This window comes from Sulfurovum sp. NBC37-1, assembly GCF_000010345.1.
Classification (GTDB): Bacteria; Campylobacterota; Campylobacteria; order Campylobacterales; family Sulfurovaceae; genus Sulfurovum.
In genome coordinates this window covers 164,909-183,210 of the sequence record NC_009663.1, presented here as the reverse complement: position 1 = coordinate 183,210, position 18,302 = coordinate 164,909, and the positions used below count along the sequence as shown (strand labels likewise).

16 protein-coding genes are annotated in these 18,302 nt (G+C 47.3%); 5 read left to right on the top strand and 11 right to left on the bottom strand.

What is annotated here, in order from left to right:
- Positions 1-3: 3 nt before the first annotated feature.
- From ccoN to SUN_RS00915, 7 genes are all read right to left on the bottom strand, one after another.
- The gene (gene ccoN, locus SUN_RS00945; protein ID WP_011979871.1) at positions 4-1,470 is read right to left on the bottom strand and encodes a cytochrome-c oxidase, cbb3-type subunit I; all 1,467 of its coding nucleotides are present in this window, start codon (positions 1,468-1,470) and stop codon (positions 4-6) included.
- Positions 1,471-1,694: 224 nt separating this feature from the next.
- Positions 1,695-2,735 (bottom strand): D-alanine--D-alanine ligase, encoded by a 1,041-nt coding sequence (locus tag SUN_RS00940; protein ID WP_011979870.1) that lies wholly within the window; start codon positions 2,733-2,735, stop codon positions 1,695-1,697.
- Between the two features lie 52 nt (positions 2,736-2,787).
- A complete protein-coding gene (carA, locus tag SUN_RS00935) occupies positions 2,788-3,906 on the bottom strand; it encodes a glutamine-hydrolyzing carbamoyl-phosphate synthase small subunit (protein WP_011979869.1) in 1,119 nt (372 codons plus the stop codon).
- 90 nt (positions 3,907-3,996) lie between these two features.
- Positions 3,997-4,548, bottom strand: coding sequence for a DUF507 family protein (locus SUN_RS00930; protein WP_011979868.1), 552 nt, complete (start codon positions 4,546-4,548; stop codon positions 3,997-3,999).
- A 108-nt stretch (positions 4,549-4,656) separates the two neighbouring features.
- The gene (locus tag SUN_RS00925) at positions 4,657-5,907 is read right to left on the bottom strand and encodes an adenylosuccinate synthase (RefSeq protein WP_011979867.1); all 1,251 of its coding nucleotides are present in this window, start codon (positions 5,905-5,907) and stop codon (positions 4,657-4,659) included.
- 7 nt (positions 5,908-5,914) lie between these two features.
- Positions 5,915-6,760 carry an ATP phosphoribosyltransferase regulatory subunit gene (locus tag SUN_RS00920; protein WP_011979866.1) on the bottom strand — a complete coding sequence of 282 codons (846 nt, stop codon included), beginning with the start codon at positions 6,758-6,760 and terminating at the stop codon, positions 5,915-5,917.
- Positions 6,760-7,887, bottom strand: a complete 1,128-nt coding sequence (locus SUN_RS00915; protein WP_011979865.1) for a pyridoxal-phosphate-dependent aminotransferase family protein — start codon at positions 7,885-7,887, stop codon at positions 6,760-6,762. The genes SUN_RS00920 and SUN_RS00915 overlap by 1 nt, the downstream gene beginning before the upstream one ends.
- A gap of 346 nt (positions 7,888-8,233) precedes the next feature.
- Here SUN_RS00915 and SUN_RS00910 point away from each other — a divergent pair, with 346 nt between their 5' ends.
- Positions 8,234-9,427 (top strand): amidohydrolase, encoded by a 1,194-nt coding sequence (locus SUN_RS00910; RefSeq protein WP_011979864.1) that lies wholly within the window; start codon positions 8,234-8,236, stop codon positions 9,425-9,427.
- Positions 9,428-9,429: 2 nt separating this feature from the next.
- Positions 9,430-10,896 carry a GNAT family N-acetyltransferase gene (locus tag SUN_RS00905; RefSeq protein WP_011979863.1) on the top strand — a complete coding sequence of 489 codons (1,467 nt, stop codon included), beginning with the start codon at positions 9,430-9,432 and terminating at the stop codon, positions 10,894-10,896.
- On the opposite strand, the gene ciaB is transcribed toward SUN_RS00905, so the two are convergent.
- Together ciaB and rdgB are read right to left on the bottom strand one after the other, a co-directional pair.
- Positions 10,893-12,740 (bottom strand): invasion protein CiaB, encoded by a 1,848-nt coding sequence (gene ciaB, locus SUN_RS00900; protein ID WP_041672641.1) that lies wholly within the window; start codon positions 12,738-12,740, stop codon positions 10,893-10,895. The two genes, SUN_RS00905 and ciaB, sit on opposite strands and share 4 nt — an antisense overlap.
- A 94-nt stretch (positions 12,741-12,834) precedes the next feature.
- Positions 12,835-13,464 (bottom strand): RdgB/HAM1 family non-canonical purine NTP pyrophosphatase, encoded by a 630-nt coding sequence (rdgB, locus tag SUN_RS00895; RefSeq protein WP_011979861.1) that lies wholly within the window; start codon positions 13,462-13,464, stop codon positions 12,835-12,837.
- 67 nt (positions 13,465-13,531) lie between these two features.
- On the opposite strand from rdgB, the gene SUN_RS00890 reads away from it, so the two are divergent.
- Entirely contained in the window at positions 13,532-14,854 is a 1,323-nt protein-coding gene (locus tag SUN_RS00890) for an MFS transporter (protein ID WP_011979860.1), read from the top strand.
- 81 nt (positions 14,855-14,935) lie between these two features.
- Here the strand turns inward: SUN_RS00890 and tkt are convergent, their stop codons facing one another.
- Both tkt and SUN_RS00880 read right to left on the bottom strand, forming a co-directional pair.
- Entirely contained in the window at positions 14,936-16,915 is a 1,980-nt protein-coding gene (gene tkt / locus SUN_RS00885; protein WP_011979859.1) for a transketolase, read from the bottom strand.
- A gap of 4 nt (positions 16,916-16,919) precedes the next feature.
- Positions 16,920-17,774 carry a polyprenyl synthetase family protein gene (locus SUN_RS00880; RefSeq protein WP_011979858.1) on the bottom strand — a complete coding sequence of 285 codons (855 nt, stop codon included), beginning with the start codon at positions 17,772-17,774 and terminating at the stop codon, positions 16,920-16,922.
- Between the two features lie 56 nt (positions 17,775-17,830).
- Here SUN_RS00880 and SUN_RS00875 point away from each other — a divergent pair, with 56 nt between their 5' ends.
- Together SUN_RS00875 and SUN_RS00870 are read left to right on the top strand one after the other, a co-directional pair.
- Positions 17,831-18,067: a hypothetical protein gene (locus SUN_RS00875; protein WP_041672639.1), complete on the top strand. Its 237-nt coding sequence runs from the start codon at positions 17,831-17,833 to the stop codon at positions 18,065-18,067.
- The gene (locus SUN_RS00870) at positions 18,064-18,300 is read left to right on the top strand and encodes a hypothetical protein (protein WP_041672637.1); all 237 of its coding nucleotides are present in this window, start codon (positions 18,064-18,066) and stop codon (positions 18,298-18,300) included. The genes SUN_RS00875 and SUN_RS00870 overlap by 4 nt, the downstream gene beginning before the upstream one ends.
- The last annotated feature ends 2 nt before the right edge of the window (positions 18,301-18,302 follow it).

Genomic DNA, 18,302 nt, shown 5'->3' with positions numbered 1-18,302 from the left:
TCCTTATGCCATAGGTGATCTGAACTGTGGTTCTTCAGAAAGCTCTCTAGAAGAAGTCATAGTTTTAATCATATTGTAAGCGAACATCAAGAATCCTGTCAGATACATAACACCTGAAAGAGCCCTGATCGCATAGTATGGGTGAAGTACAGTTACCGTATCGATGAATGAATACATCAGGTTACCATACTCATCAACCGCTCTCCACATCATACCCTGTGTGATACCTGCGATCCACATGGATGTAAAGTAAAGAACAACTGCTGTTGTCTGAAGCCAGAATTGCGCTTCCAACAGTTTCTTGGAGTAGATCTCTCTCTTGAACATTCTTGGCGCCATATGGAACAGTGCCGCCATGATCATGAAGACAACCCAACCAAGTACACCATCGTGAACGTGTCCAGGAATCCAGTCTGTAAAGTGAGCAATCGCGTTAACTGATTTGATCGCCTGGATAGGTCCTTCAAGTGTTGACAACATATAGAATGTTGATGCCAATACCATGAACTTGATCAGTGGGTTTTCAGTCAACTGGTTCCACTCACCCTTCATGGTAAGGAGCATGTTGATCGCTGAACCCCAAGATGGGAGAATAAGTACTACTGAGAATACTGATCCCATTGTCTGCATCCAGTCTGGAACTGTTGACCATAGAAGGTGGTGTGAACCGGCCCAAAGGTAAACGAACATAAGACCCCAGAAAGAGAGGAGAGAAAGTTTATAAGAATAAACTGCCTGACCAGACTCTTTTGGAAGGAAGTAGTAGATCATCGCAACGATAGGCACAGTAAAGCCGAATGCAACCGCATTATGACCGAACCACCACTGAACCAAAGCATCATTTGTACCGGAGTACATAGAGACAGAGTGAAGAACGTTACCCAGACCACCTGCTACAAAGTATGTAGGGACAGACATGTTGTTGAAAAGGTAAAGCATAGCAATACCAAGGAAACATGCGATGTAGTACCACATAGAGATATAAAGCGCTTTTTCCCTTCTAATACCGATAAGACCAAACATTGCTACACCCCAAAGTACCCAGATGAGGACGATGACGATATCTATCGGCCACTCGAACTGTGCATACTCTTTTGCCTGTGTAATTCCCATAAGAAGAGTGATCACGGCTATGAGTGCTCCTACGAAATAGAGCCAGAAGTGAAATTTACCAATGAACATGAGAAATTTGGACTCCGCCATAGATACCTTCAACACTCTCTGTGCCGAGTAATAGAAAGTGGCCCATACACCACTCAGTGTAAATCCGTAAATCACTATGTTTGTGTGAAGCGGTCTCAATCTTGAGAACGTACCGTATTCACCCAGTAAGTAGTTAAGTTCCGGAAATGCCAGTTGAGACGCGATGAGCGTACCGATCAACATACCAAGAAATCCAAACAAAATCGTTGTATAAGTAAACAATTTCGCTACGGAATAATCGTATTCCAATGCTGCGTTTGATTGCATGCATACCCCCTTGTAAAAATTTATGTTGCAGTAAAATGCCAACATTCGCATTAATTATAGGTTTTTTTTTCACATAAAATGCTTAATTTTGGGGTTGTAAAGGAAGAATTGTTAACTTATGTTTAACAAAATGTAGAAAATCGTAGCAACTGCCACATTTTAGGGGAGAAGAAGGGTTTTAAATAGGAGTTTTTAAGTCCTATTTAATACCATTTTTTGGCGATTTAAGCCTTTCCTTTTGCACTCTGAATCGAATGGATATAAGTATAATCTATACTTATATTTTTTTCTTTCGGCAAAGCTTTTGAAAGGCGCCAGACCATACCTTCAAAATCCGGGAAAAGATAGTTCGCCATCGAGCCTGGGATAGGGTTTATCTCATTCAAAAGTATCTCATCATTTACAACAAAAAAGTCACATCTGATGATGCTTCCCATGAATAGAGGATCGTAGATCTTTTTGAATGTTACCTGGATATTGTTCTTCAATTCTTCTGAGATATCGGCAGAAAGTACCTGCGAATCGCGGGAAAAATCCATATATTTCTTCTCGAAATCAAGGAATTCCTCCTTTTGCGGCTCTTCTACGATGGAAAGTTCCCAATCGCCGGTATGACATCCGGCCTGATTGAACTCTTTGACACCATCAATGAAGGGTTCCACGATCACGTCATTGTCGAATTCGAACGCCACATCCAGCGCATAGTCAAGTTCCGCTTCACTTTTGACAATACTCACACCGATACTGCTGCCAAGTCGTACCGGCTTGATGATGACCGGATATTCCATGGATATTTTACGATCTCCGTTCTTGGACAAATGTTCATAAGGAACGGTTTTGACCCCAAGGCTTTCAGCCAGGAATTTGGTATAGAGTTTGTTGTAGCTCATTGCGGAAGCTTCAAGGCGTGGTGAGATGTACGGGATATTGAAAAATTCCATCATCGATGCGACCTTCCCGTCCTCGCCGTCCCTTCCGTGGATCAGGTTCAGCAAAACATCGAAAGCCACCTGCTTGCTCCCGAACATACCTTTGGTAAAAAATCCATCGTTTTTCAGGACAAGCTGCTTGCCTTTTTTATATTCACCCGAAGAGAAAAGTTTGGAATTGATCTTCTCCGTATCGATAAGGTAGAATTTTCTGTCTGCAGAGACAAAAATGTAGGTAAGGGTACTCTTTTTGAGTACTTTCTTCATCGTGATGGCCGAAACGATACTGATCTCGTGTTCGAAGCTCGAGCCACCGAATAGGATTGCTATGTTCATAATATTCCTTCGTTCATTTCACTGAACGCTCAACGCTGAACGCTGAACGCTTTTAAAGCATTTTGGCGAATTCGCCGAAAATGTACGCTGATTCGTGCGGTCCGGGGCTTGCTTCGGGGTGATGCTGCACGGACATGGTCGGTGAATCATTGTATCTGAGCCCTTCGATCGTATTGTCAAAAAGATTCACGTGGGTGACCTCTGCCACTTCTGTAATGTTATCAGGCACATTGTAGTTGTGGTTCTGTGCCGTGATCTCAACTGCACCTGTCCTCTCGTTTTTGACAGGATGATTTCCGCCATGATGTCCGAACTTCAGCTTGTAGGTGTCGTAGCCATGAGAAATGGAAAGAAGCTGATGTCCCAGACAGATACCGAAAAGAGGTATTTTTCTGGCGATCAGTTTTTTGATCTTCTCCTGCTCCTCTTCGAGGATGAGCGGGTCTCCCGGCCCGTTGGAGAGGAAAACACCGTCGATCTCTTTGCTCTCATATTTGCCTATGATCTCTTCAGCAGTCATAGAGTTGGGAACCACTGTCACTTCCATGCCTGCATGGATGAGCTCATTGAGGATATTGCGTTTGACCCCGAAGTCCAAAGCGATGATCTTCTTGCTTGTCTTTGGTGCTTCATACTCGAATGTCTGGGCATTGTAACGCGCTTTAGTATGGACATATGGCTCTTTCGTACTCACCTGCTCTATGTAGTTCACCTCTTCGATACGCGGTGAGGACTCAAGTACTTTCTTCAACTCTGCTTCTTCGTGGATCACGGTAGAGGCAATCATCATCATCGCACCTTCATCCCGAAGCATCTTTGTCAAAAAACGTGTGTCTATTTCAGCGATACCCAGTACATTCTCTCTTTTAAGCAATGTATCAAGACTTTCTTCAGAGCGAAAATTGGACGGACGGGACTGGTAGGTACGTACGATGATCCCTTTGCAGTATGCACCCTTGCTCTCCATATCCTGTGCGTTACAACCCACATTGCCTATTTCGGGCATGGTGAAGGTTACGAACTGTCCGGCATAGGAAGGATCGGTCACGATCTCCTGATAGCCTGTCAGAGAGGTATTGAACACGATCTCTCCGACCGACGTTCCCTCTGCCCCGAAACTTTTCGCCTCCAAAAACAGACCGTTCTCAAAATATAGACTTACTTTTTGCATTTTACTCTCCTTGGTGCATGATTACGCACCCTATATTCACTTGTTGTTCCCGGCTTGATGGGGAACCTTTCAAAGTGCGTGTTACGCACTCTACAGCATTCCTCTCTTCGCCAACTCTTCCTGATAGAGTCTTTCATAGAGCAGTTCATAGTCCTGGGACCCCGGGATCACCTCTTTTTCCATATTTCTGATCTTCGTGTATACAATATCGTCTATTTCATCATAGGCGTCCGCAAAGGCTTTGAAAGATTTAAAGATGACATTCTTCACCTGGTTCTCATTAACCGTATATTCGGCCAGGTAATTCTCGTAGAGTTCATCCAGAATGAGGTGGGCAAGGTCGTTGTAGCGGTCTTCATAGTTCATAATGACTCCAAACTCGGGAGCCATCTTTTTCTTGATCATGAAGAAGAGCTGTCTCTCATCGGCATGCTGGAATTCGATCTCATCATAATTTTCGTCGAGGATATGTTTCACCTTCTCATCAAGCGCACGCTCTTTGGCAAGGTTCTCATCGATGATCTTTTTGGCAGCTTCTACTACCGCCTCCCTACCCTTGGGTAAAGTAATAAAAGGAGCATTGGCCAGATCGATCCCGATCTTGGTCGCTACATATCCTGTCTGTTGTGGTTTTAGTCTCATTCTATGAACTCCTCAATTCAATTTTTTTTAAAGCGACTAGTCGCGCGAGCTCTCTGCTGAAGAGAACCCAGTGTTAACGTAGCCATTTGCGGCTTTGCTCAAATGGCGTTATCTAATGATCGTATCTTCACGTTCCGGACTGGTAGAGATGATGCCCATCTTCGTACCGATCATCTCTTCCAGTGCCAAAATATATGACTTTGCTGTTTCAGGCAATGCATCAAACTCTCTTGCACCTTCCGTCTTCTCCCATCCCGGGAAACTTTTGTAGATCGGTTTGACATCTTCAAGATCGTACGGTACATAGTCGATCTCTTTGCCTTCGAATTCATAAGCTACACAGACTTTTATCTCATCGAAACCGTCCAGTACATCCAGTTTCATCAAGGCAACCTGGTCTACACCGTTCACACGTACGGCATGTCTCATCGCTACGGCATCGAACCAGCCGCAGCGTCTTGGACGGCCTGTGGTCGTGCCGAACTCATGTCCGTTCTCTCTAAGTCTGTCACCCTCTTTACCCATGTCTTCACTTGGGAAAGGGCCGTTCCCCACTCTCGTACAGTAGGCTTTGGCGATCCCTGTGACCTTACCGATATCTTTGGGGTTCAGCCCCAGGCCTGAACATGCACCTGCAGAAACCGTAGTTGAAGATGTCACATAAGGGTAGGTACCGTGATCGATATCGAGCATTGTTCCCTGCGCACCTTCGAGCAGGATCCTTTTGTCTTCGTCGATGATCTTCCACATCAGCTGTGTCGTATCGCAGATATACGGTGCCAGGACCTTTCTGTACCCTTCAAGTTCTTCAAGAAGTGCCACTGTTTCTGGCATTTCAACTCCCATAGCATCGAAAACCGGCTTATTCATTTCAAAGAATGCTATGATCTTGGAAGCCAGCTTTTCCGGATGGAGCAGCTCTCCGAGTCTGTGTCCCACACGCGCTACTTTGTCACCATATGCAGGCCCAATCCCTTTTCCTGTCGTACCGATGGCTTTGTCACCCTTCATGCGTTCTCTTGCCTGATCGATATCTGCATGATACGGCAGGAGGATATGTGCTTTGTCAGAGAGGAACAGTCTGCCTTCAAGGTTGTCGAACTGCTCCATCTCTTTGATGAAGTCCTTGGGAGAGAGGACCACACCGTTCCCTACGACATTCTTTGCTTTGGGGTTTAATACACCCGAAGGGATCAGGTGCAGCGCATATGTTTTGTCTCCGATAACAATGGTGTGCCCCGCATTGTGCCCACCGGCAAAACGGCAGACATAGTCATGCGTCTGTGCCATATGGTCAACGATCTTTCCTTTTCCTTCATCTCCCCACTGGAGTCCTACTATCAAATCTGCTTTACTCATAAACTGCCTACCCTCTATTCATTTTGTTTACAATGCACTCATCCGTATAGAGTGCAAACCCTGCCGCTTCCACGCCGTCTATACTGTAGATACCGCCCATTGCCAGAAGACTGTTGCCTTCGAACATTCTGAATGTCAAAGAGTCGTAATAGCGCATCTTCGCATAAAAGAGTGGTGAGATCACCATCTTTTCATACGCCACATGCTGTGTAGCTTCCTTGATCTTTTCAAGTTCTTCCCTGATATCGGCAGGGAACATTTCAAGATCTTCGAGGTCTGCAACGGTATTGATTCGCACAAGATGCTCTATCCACGGCAGTTCCGCTTTCATGATCTGCTCGACATGCATCGACTTGAGCACGTCAAGAGAAACACCGTACTTTTCATTGAGCAGGTGCGGGATACGGATATTGGCGACCTGCATGACAGGCTCGATATCGATCTCTTTAAGCAGTATCGTGGCGGACCTTGCCACTTCTTCAAAACTTCCGTCAATGATCTCCGCGCCGACCTGGTACTGTTCTCTGGTCGGGAAAGTGACCGTAGGCTGTATATAGAACCACTTTTTGGACTCTGTACTTCTTCCCAGCCTTTTGGTCACGATGCGCACCACATCCGCCGTGGAATCCGCACGTAACGTCACTTCATGGTTGGACTCGTCATTGAGTCTAACCAACGGCTTCTTGTCATTGAAACATTCATGCTGATGGTAAGAGAATATCGGTGTAACGATCTCTTCAAAGCCAAGGTTGTCCAGCATCTCTGCCGAGACGAATTCAATCTCGCGCTTCAGTCTGGCACTTTCACCAAAATAGAGTCGGCTCCCGCTTGGGATCTCATGTTCAAATATCATTATTTCTCTTCTTTTTTCAGTGTGGATTTGAAGAACTCTTCGTTGAAGACACGGCTTGCCGTGCCGTCAAAGTCCCTGCGTCCCAGTTTGGCCAGCGCCAATTCAACAGCATTGACCACCCATACCATCTCATAAGGCTCAATGAGCCCCATCTGGTTGATGCGGAAGATCTTCCCTTTGAGATGATCCTGTCCGCCTGCGACGTTCACGCCAAAGTCCGTTTTCAACAGATTTCTGATCTCAGAAGCGTTCTCATCGTCGATGGTCGTCATCGAACGTGCCGGTGTTTTCGGATAGGAATGCAGTCCCAGCGCTTCAAGTGCGAAACGTGTCGCTTTGGCACGTCGTGCCGTATCGCAGTAAAGTTTCCCGATACCGCCATCGGCTTCAATCTGCTTCAGTATTGCACCCAGACCGATGATCAGAGTCGTCGCTGCCGTATAGGCCGTGGTATTTTGCTGCTGTTTTTTGATCTCCGAAGCCAGGTTGAAGTAATATCCTTTTCCTCCACCGATCTTCTCAATGGCTGCTTTGCTCAAACCGAGAATGGCGAGTCCAGGAGGCAGCATCAACGCTTTCTGACTTCCTGCGATCAGACAGTCAATGTTACTCACGTCGATACGCTCGACGCCCACCGCCGTAATACCATCTGCGATCACCATAATATTCGGATTGACCTCTTTAACCGCTGCTGCGATCTCTTCAACCGGATGACGAAGCCCGCCTGCCGATTCGGAGACCTGTATAGCGATGGTATCGATAGAGGCATTGGCCGTGACCGCTTCAAGTACCTCATTGACTGAAGCAGGAGTATCCCACTCGTGCTTGATCTCGACATTCTTCAGTCCGTGCGCCTGCGCGATCTTTCCAAAACGCTCGCCGAATTTACCTGAGTTGATATTGAGCAGCGTATCGTGACAAAGATTGGTTACGGCAGCCTCCATCGCACCGGTCCCGGTACTGGCAAGCATAACGACCTCATCGGTAGCAAAAAGGTCGAAAAGCAGTTCGCGTGTCTCTTTGAAAATCGCTTCGAATTCCGGTGTTCTGTGGTGCAGTGTCGGTTCGGCCATTGCCAAACGTACGGATTCCGGTACGGGTGTAGGTCCTGGGGTAAAAAGTAGCATAAGTATCCTCGCAATCGCCATCATGACGACGGCGTAATTGGTAGGATTATATCGAAAAGTTTGTTAGGATTTAGTGAAGTCCGGGATTTCCCGGGATTTTTCTTCGTTCTCTTCCCTGCTCAGCGTTCTTCTTTGTCGAATGCTTTAGCATCACGACCTAAAAAAAGAAGATCCAAAAAGCTGTACAGTGGTGATGAAGTAGTCTGAAGGTAACAAATTAGTATATTTTACAAGGAACCTACTATCGCACCAATCCAATGTTCATTAGCCGGCGGCATTCAATTTACTTTTACTGTCAAAAAGGTGTATAATTAATAAGAAACCTTTACAGCAAGGAGCAGAATTAATGAAAACGATAAAAAACAGACTTTTTGAAACAATAGACAAGATCAATGACCGGGTGATAGAGATACGACATGATCTGCATGAACATCCTGAGCTTTCCGGGCATGAGGAGCATACGAAATATCTGGTCAAAGGCATACTTGAAGCCAGCGGGTATGCGGTACGGGAGAGTGAAAAACATTACGGGCTGATCGCCGATCTGAAGGTGGATGAAAAGGCCAAAACCGTCGTCATACGTGCCGATATGGATGCACTGCCCATAGAGGAGCAGACGGGGAAACCCTACAGTTCCAGGGAAAAGGGGATCATGCATGCCTGCGGGCATGACAGCCACACCGCCATCGCATTGGGAACGGCCATTGCGATGGCGGAACACAAAGAGGCGCTTCCGGGCAATGTGCGTTTCATTTTCCAGCCTTCCGAAGAGAGCAAGGAAGGCGGCAGTGTGGAGATGATAGCCGACGGCGCGCTCGAAGGTGTGGACGGCATCTTCGGGCTGCATGCCTACCCCTACCTCAAAACAGGGCAGATCGGGTACAAATACGGTGTTATGATGGCCTCTGCAGACATCTTCACTATTGAGGTCTTTGGAAAGTCAGCTCATGGCGCAAGGCCGCATGAGGGCGTGGATGCCATCCTGGTGACCTCCATGATCGTCAACTCCCTCAACCATATCGTTTCGCGCATGATCGATCCGCTGCACCCTGCCGTCATCTCTCTGGGAACGATCGAAGGAGGACGGGCTTCCAACATCATTTGCGATCATGTGCTGCTGAAAGGAACGGTAAGGACCATCAATGAAGGCGTGCGGAACAATATTCCCAAAATGATGGAAGCTTCCATCAAAGGGATCTCCGAGTCGATGGGCGCTACCTACAACTTCGATTATGAATTCGGGCAACCTGAACTGATCAACTATGATGAAATGGTCGATATCATCGTGAATGAGGCCAAAGGGGTCATAGGAGAAGAGAACTGTATCGACCTGGTCGATCCCGTGATGGGAGGGGAGGATTTTTCCGAATACCTCAAGATCGTGCCGGGTGCTTTTTTCAGGCTTGGCACCTGCAATGAAGAGAAAGAGACCTGTGTTTCGCAGCATAACAGCCGTTTTGATGTCGATGACGATGCCCTGCAGATAGGCATGAAGATCATGGGGGCTGCCACCCTTGCCTTTCTTGCACGCAAGGAGTGAGGATGCATGAAAGTATCAGCCTGAAAATTCCCAGCGACCTGAAGTTCATGACGATCGTGGAAGACCTCATAAGGGATACCTGCGATACACTGCCGCTTACAAAAAAGGATACACAGGCGCTCATAGACAGCACGAGAGAACTGATAGAAAATGCCGTGTTTCATGCCTACAAAGACACTCCGGGATACATTCAGATAGGCCTGCATCCGTTCAAGACCGGCCTGCGTATCGACGTGCATGACTGGGGACTCCCCATGTCTTTCAAAAAACATATCAGTGTTCCGATTAAAGAGGGTGCCTCCGAAGGATTCAACCGCATCTATGACCTGATGGATCTTTTCGAGTACAAGAACCTCGGCAAAGACGGGAAAAAATTCGTAATCATCAAATATGCCTCCCACCCTCTGCATGAAGAAGAAAATGTACAAAAAGAACTTCCTGCCCCGGCGGACGAAAAACAATCAGATGAAGATGACACTTCCATAGTGGTAAGGGAGTTCAAAGAGGGCGACGAAGAGGGGATCGCCCGCCTTATCTTCAAAAATTACGGCTACAGCTACATCAAGGACCTGTTTTATTATCCGCAAAAGGTCTTTGAATCACACGGCAAAAAGTTCTACTCCATCGTTGCCCAGAAAGGCGAGAGGATCATAGGACATTTCGCCCTTGTACTGGTGCCTGATTCAACAATTGCGGAGATTGGTGTTGCCGTGGTGGACCCGGAGTTCCAGGGCAGAGGCATCATGAACAAAATGTTCAAACTGGTCCTGAAAAAAGCCGAAGAGATCGGACTCGATGCCGTATTCGGCGAGGCGATCATGTTCCATACCTACAGCCAGAAGGCCAACCTGAGCCATGGGTTTTCAGAAGCAGCCCTCATGCTGGGAAAAGTACCTGTAGACACCACCATTGTGAACAATGAACTGGCCAAAAAATCTAAGCGAGGAGCAGTACTTGTCGGGTATTATTTTTTCAATAGAGAAAGCAAAAAACTCTTTCTGCCGAATATCTATAAAAAACAGATAAAACAGATCTATAGAAATGCGAATGTACCTTTTAACAAGGCAAAAGAGAAGAAAGAAAAGATCCCTGAGCATATTTTTCTAAGCTACACCTTTGATCCACCGACCAATGTCGCCAAGATCAGGGTCGACCATTATGGGAAGGACTTCAATCAGAAATTCATCATACTGCTCAACCAGCTCAAAGCGAAACACTGTGATATGATCTATGCGGATATTTCCCTTGAAAAGATCCCACAGATCAATAAAGTGGTCAGGATCATGAACAAACGGGGATTTTTTTACAGCGGTGTTATGTTCTTCTACCATGAACGGGGAGACTACCTGAGACTGCAGCTCAAGCACAGTGACAAGATCGGCAGCAGAAACTATGTCTGCTACTCCGATTTCTGCAGGAAACTCTCAAAATTCATCCAAAAGGATGAGAAGAGGATCAAGAAAGCTTAATAATCCAGCGCAACTGTCTGCTGGCCGATCTCCTGATAGCGGGCATAATAGTGCTCTACGAAAGCTTTTATCTCCTTTTTGATCGGTAGATATACCCCCTCTTCCTTCACGGCATAGCGGCTTAGGTAGATGTTGGCATCTTCCTTTGAAAGATAGGTCTGTGCCAGCGCTCTATAAGCCTTTTGGTAGGCCTTTTCCATCGTATCATACTGATCATAGTCTATCCGTACCTGTCCGTCATATGTGATGACTTCCGACGAGAAAAGAATATCGAGGTGGATCAGCCCTTCACAGTAGTAGGGCAGCACCTCACCGACTTCACGCCAAGCCATCAGCCCGACCGCACGTGATACAAGGTCATCGACGATGTGGTGCTTCAGCGCTTCCCTCTCATTATGGAAGAAGGCCATGAGCCCGCCGGTAGTGGCTTTGAACTCTTCGATGTTCTTGAACTGTCCGGTACCGTTCATCTTTGTTTCGGTATCGGAATCGATCCACAGAATATGCCCGTACTCATGTCCGATCGTGGAGATATCGTAGATCTCCTGCCACAGTTCGGGTTCGTTTTCAACAAGTGCCCGCTGTTTTCTGACAAAAGCTTCACCCATCGTCTCCACGGAGAGCTTCATGACCGGTTTGGATTTTTTGCTCTCCATCACGAAGTCGGCATAGGCAAAGATCTTCTTACCCAGTTCGGAAGAGACCTCTTCATCATTGGGTACCACCTGTGCGGAGAAAAGTCCGTTGAACTCCGCCGCATAGTAGAACATCGGCTGGCCGATATAGAGTTGTGTCTCATCGACCTGAAGCAGGTTCCTGCTCATCGTGTGCAACGCCTCTTCCCCAAAGCTTTTTGCCATTTCGTAAGCAAATAGTTTGATATTATTCCTTGTATGTGAACCTTCCTGAAGTCTTGGATTGACGATACGCAGATCCCACTCGAGCGCTACGGCTTTTCGGTAATGGTCTTCATAATACTCCAGCGGATGTCCCACTTGGATCGGTGTAGTGATCGTCATCCAGCGTCTGTCTACCTCTGCCCACATTCTGACAAGTTCATCAATTTTTGTATGTGTAAAGGCCTCTTTGATGGCGCTGAAGTATGCGATCCACTCATTTTTCTGCCCATAGACCTCGTCTTCGTGCTTGCCCAGCAGCATAATGAGCTGTTCAAGTGCAGTTGCTACCTGTTTCACCTGTTCCGGGAATGCTTCGGCATAAGCAACACTTTTGAACTTATTGTCCTCTTTTTCAAGCACCGAGTAACATCTGTCCGCCACCCCTCCGTTTTCGTCCCTGTCCAGCAGTGACTTGTTCTGCAGCATTTCAAAGACCTTCGCATCGTCCCCGTTGAACATCTCGGAGAGTTCAAGGTTGACCGTATAGATGACCTGATGCGTCCAGTAACTCTGCCACTCGGAAAGACGCAGACCCACAAAGTGCGCTCCCAGGATCAGAGAACGGTAGAAAGGTGTCAGCAGTTTCCGATTCTCTATCCATCCGATGAGCGACTCATGCCGGGCAATATGCATGGTACTGACAAATCCGTACGCCAGTTCTTTCTTGACACGGATCTCGTCATCGTTCAGCCCAAGCTTGCCGAGTACCTGCTCCAGCGCATCTTCGCGCAGGTTGACGATACGCGTCAATGCTGCCATCACGCTGTCGTCGTTCCGCGGGATATCCAGCAGTTTCAGGAAAGCATCTACCACTTCCTCAGCTCTTGGGTTCTCACCACCTCTGGCGATCTCATAAAAACCGTTCAGTTCCGCCTGCCTGTCCTGCAACTCCAGGTATATCGCCTGAAGATCGTTCATAAATTGTTGTTTTTTACGACTCTGCATTTAGTGCCTCGCTATACTGAATTTTAATTCTTGTCATTTTTTACTTCCTTTTCTGTGATCAAAGTAACAACGAGCCATCAATATGTTCCTGCAATTACTTCAAATCGCTTGCGTTCTTTTCTTTATTTTTCAACATTTGTATGATCGGCTTCGCCAACGAGAGCGCTTTCCCACGGTGGGAAATTGCCGTCTTGACACCATCATCCATCTCACCCAACGTTTTGTCAAAGCCTGCCGGAATAAACATAGGATCATAACCAAATCCTTTGTCACCCCTGGCTTCATCTATCACATTGCCATGCATCCAGCCATGCACCACATATTCGCCCAGATCCGATACAATGGCGATGGCGGCCGTATAGTATGCAGGAGTGGATTTGAAGTCTTTCTCCTTAAGTGTATCAATGAGCTTATAGAGGTTCTCTTTATCGCTTGCACCTTCTCCGGCATAACGGGCAGAATAGATGCCCGGTATGCCGCCCAGTGCCGGTACCGATATACCGCTGTCATCTGCAATGACTACATATGCTTCTTCAGGATGTTTCTCTTTGAGCTTATTGTAAATCGTACGTGCTTTGATAAGTGCATTAGCGGCAAAGGTATCGCCATCCTCTACAATCTCAAACATCCCCAAAAGATCTGAGAACGGCAGGACCTCATCTTGACACATTTGGCGAAACTCACGCAGTTTTCCCTTGTTGCCTGTTGCAAGTACGATTTTCATCATTAACCTTCATTTTACTTAATAGGAATATAATTAGGACAAATTTTACCTTATTGGAGATATTAAGATGATTAAAAAGGTATTGCCTTTAAGCCTTATCGTGGCTTTACGCTTCTTCGGACTTTTCATAGTTCTTTCTGTACTTTCGAGTTATGCCAAGGAGCTTCCGGGTGGAACAGCTTTCCTTGCCGGTATTGCACTGGGTGGGTATGCACTGACTCAGGCAGTGCTTCAGGTACCTTTTGGTGTGATGAGTGACAAGTTCGGAAGAAAGAAGACGCTTCTGTTCGGGCTGCTGCTCTTTGCTGCCGGGTCTGTCGTCGCAGCGATGGCCGATAACATTTACATGCTGCTTGCAGGACGTTTCCTCCAGGGTGCCGGCGCCATCGGAAGTGTTGTGACCGCTATGATCGCAGATCAGGTCCGTGAAGATGAACGTGCCCATGCGATGGCGATCATGGGAATGGTCATTGCCATGAGTTTTGCCGCAGCAATGATCATCGGACCTGTGGTTGCGGGCTACTGGAGTGTCAGCACACTCTTCTGGCTTACCGGTGCACTGGCACTGACCGCACTGCTCATTCTCTTTACTGCCGTACCCGAACCTCCCCAGATTGAGCACCACTATTCCGAAGAGGAGGCAAAGATCAAAGAGGTCTTCAAGGACAAAGATCTGGTTAGAATGTACATTACCTTCCTCTTCCACAGTTCTACCATGGCCATTGCCTTTTTCATCATCCCTATCCTGATGAAAAGCAAATTCGATATGACCCGCATGGATTACTGGAAAGTGTATCTGCCTGCCGTGATCTTCGGGATCATTGCCATGGGACCTGCAGCCGTCCTTGGTGAAAAATACGGCAAAGGAAAGGAAGTATTTGTAGCCTCCGTGCTCTTCATTATCGCCTCGTTCGCCATGATGGGCTTCAGCAGCAACTTCTGGATCTTCGCTGCGGGAGCGACCTTCTTCTTCATAGGGTTCAATATGTTTGAACCGCTTTTGCAGAGCTTTGTTGCCAAATTTGCCAAAGTACACCAGAAGGGTGCCGCTCTGGGTGTTGCAAACACCTTTTCCTATGTCGGTATCTTCCTCGGGGGTGCGATAGGGGGATGGCTCTACGGACACTACCATGAACAGGGTGTTGCCATTGCCGTTATTGTTCTCTCTGTTTTCTGGATACTCTGGATACTCAGTATGAGAAATCCCGCTTTGAGGAAAAATCTTTTTCTTCCCACGGATATCTTCGACGAGAGCAAACTTCCGGAACTCAAAAATGTTGAAGGTATCAATGATTTCTATGTGAACAAAACTGAAAAGATCATCGTCATCAAATATGAAGATGAGATCATCGATGAAGATACGATTAGAGGCATGTTTCTGGAGAAGTAGGTGGATTTTTGATCTGCGGTTGAAGTATACATCCCCATCCCCGCAGGGATGCAGAAGAGATATTTTTTAATTGTTCAGGGTTTATTTGCCCAGATCGACAACCCTGTACTCCGCACCGACAAGCTCACAGGCTCTTTTGGTGATATTCTGAATAGTAAAGCCGAACTTCTCAAAAAGCAGATCAGCCGGAGCGGAGGCACCGAAGCTTTCCATACCCAGAACATCATCTGCGTAGCGGTAATACTCTGTTGCAGTCGCCGCTTCAACCGCCAGAACGGTCGTAGATGGGTTCACTACCGTTTCTCTGTATGCTTTGTCCTGCTCGTTGAAAAGGTCGAGACAGGGCACGGAGACCACATTGGCTTTTACACCCAGTACTTCAAGGTGGCATGCCGCCTGCAGACAAGGCATCAGCTCGGAGCCGCTTGCCATCAGCGTCATCGTTGCGCCTTCACGCTGCTTCACGATGTAGGCACCTTTGCTCACCTCTCCAAAATCCCTTTTTGGTTTGAGTGTCTTGAGTTTTTGTCGGCTGAGCACGAAACCGTGCGGCGCTTTCATGCCAAGTGCCGTTTTCCACGCTTCCACGTTCTCGGTCGCATCTGCCGGTCTCCAGACATAGAAGTTCGGCAGCGCCCTGAACTGGCTCAAATGTTCGATAGGCTCGTGCGTCGGGCCGTCTTCACCCACACCGATACTGTCGTGCGTCCAGACGAAGAAGTTCTGGATGCCGGTCAGTGCCGCGATACGTACAGCCGGTTTCATATAATCAGAGAAGACGAAGAAGGTTGCATTGAACGGCATGGTCGTGCCGTAAAGCGCCATGGCATTGGTGATCGCTGCCATGGAATGCTCGCGAATACCAAAATGCAGATTCTTCCCTTTGGGGAAATTACCCATATCCTTCAGTTCAGTTTTGTTCGATGGTGAAAGGTCTGCCGAACCGCCAAGGAAGGACGGTACCGCCTTGGCAATGGCATTGAGGATCTTGCCGTTGGAGTCCCGGGTAGCCACTGCAGCATCGTTTGAGAAATCCGGATACTCGACAGCCGAAACGTCAGGGTTGAGCAGTCTCTCCAGTGCTTCGTTCTGCTCGATCAGCGGCGCTTCCTTCTGTCTGTGGATCCACTCTTTCTCTGCCAGTTCTCCCTGCTCGACGGCACATCTGAAACGCAGCAGGACATCCTCGGGGATCTGGAAGGTCTGGTCGGGATCGAAGCCCTCTTTGGCTTTGGATGCACGAATGATCTCTTCACCCAGCGGTGCACCGTGCGTATGGTGTGTCCCTTCCAGCTCTCCGGCACCTTTTCCGATGATGGTATTGGCGATGATGATCGTCGGCTTGTCCGCTTTTTTGACTTCGTTCAATGCTGCATCGATCTTGTCATAGCAGTGTCCGTTGACTGTGAGAACATTCCAGTTCTGTGCTTCGAAGCGTTTGGCGACATTTTCGCTCCAGGCGATGTTTGTATCGCCCTCTATCGTGATCTCGTTTGAATCATAGATGAGTACGAGGTCTTTCAACCCGAGGTGTCCCGCCAAAGCACAGGCTTCATAGGAGATCCCCTCTTCAAGGTCTCCGTCACCGCAGAGACAGTAAACCTTGTGGTCAATGAGTTCACAGGTCTCTGAGTTGACCTGCTCTTTGGTAAAGGCTTCGGCCATGGCAAAACCGACTGCATTGGCGATACCCTGTCCCAAAGGACCGGTCGTGATCTCAATACCTGCAGTATGACCGTACTCCGGGTGTCCCGGTGTCTTTGAGCCCAACTGACGGAAGTTCTTCAGGTCATCAAGGCTAACATCATAACCCCAGAGGTGAAGCATCGAATAGATAAGTCCTGTCGCATGCCCTCCCGAGAAGACAAGACGGTCACGGTTAAGCCACTTCGGGTTTTTAGGATTGTGGGAGAGATGTTCGGAAAGTACCACTGCGATATCTGCGAGGCCCATCGGTGCACCCGGGTGTCCGGAGTTCGCTTTCTGTACCATATCTGCCGCGAGGAATCTGATGGTGTTCGCCATCTTTTTACGCATTTGATTCTGCTCTGTCATTGCCATTGAGTTATCCTTTGTTATGTCTGTACAAATATTTGTTCATCAGGGGTTGTAAGGCCATTTGCAACTTCTCGTCGAAGTCTTCAAATCGTCTTTGTAAATCTTTTGCCAGGGTGTCTGCCTGAACGACAGTATTCTCCAGTCCCAAAAGATTGACAAAGCTATTTTTATCTGCATCGTTTCCTGTGGTCTTTCCCGCTTCCTCTTCCGTCTGCGTCTCATCAATGATATCATCCTGTATCTGGAAAAGCAGTCCCAGGTCGATCCCGAAATCATACAGGGCTTTCTGCACATCTGGTGCAAGCCTGACGATCACTGCACCCATCTGCAGGCTTACGGCAATCAGTTTTGCCGTTTTATTGGTATGCAGTACTTTGACTTCATCGATCGTCAGAGGTCTGTTCTCGAAATAACAGTCGATCGCCTGTCCCAGAACCATCCCTCTGCTACCGCCGTCCCGGGCAAGCAGTTCGACAAGTTTGATCTTCACATCTTCACGCAGCGGGGCTTTGGCAATGAGATAAAACGCATCCGAATTGAGTGCGTCGCCTGCGAGAATAGCCGTTACCTCATCAAAACGTTTATGAAGGGTTTGGTGTCCGCGCCGCAGGTCTGCATCATCCATGGCAGGAAGGTCATCATGTATCAGAGAGTAGGTATGGAACATTTCAAGTGCCAGAGCTACAGGCAGTGCGGAGTCGTACAGCATCGGTTCATACGTATCCACGATACTCAAAAGCAACATCGGACGGAAACGTTTCCCCCCTGCCTGCAGCATCGCACCCAATGCCTCTTCATAGACAGGATGAAAGCTCGTTACTTCTGGTAGGTTCTCACTCAAATAGGTTTCAAATCTCTGCATTTATTCTCTTGAAAATTAAGTGATAGAATTATATCTAATTTCGATAAAATAAGCATATGGGAAATACACAATTGATGATTATGATAAAATGGCTGAAAAGAATATCGGCTGCTGCCGCGATAGGAATATGGCTGTATGCTATAGCTGTATTCGCCAAAGACCCTGCACCTTTTGCAGAACTTGTCCCTTACTGCATGGGGAGCACTATGCTGATCTTCGGTGTATTGACCGGAATATTCAAAGGGCTGGAATACTGGGAAGCACAACTAAAAGAGAAAGAGAAAAAACAATGAAGAAAAAACCCGTTAAAAACTCCACAATGTTCAACATGAAAGGCATTTTGATCCTGATCGCATTTGGAGTGTGGATCAACCTCATGATGGGCATCAAAGAGAATTATGAAACTCTGAAAGATGCGATCTATGCATTGAGCGGGAACACGCTTGTGGTCATAACGGTCACCTATGTAATTTTGGTGGTCATAGGTATTTTTGTCGAAACAAAAGATACTGACCGTTTCGCGTAGAG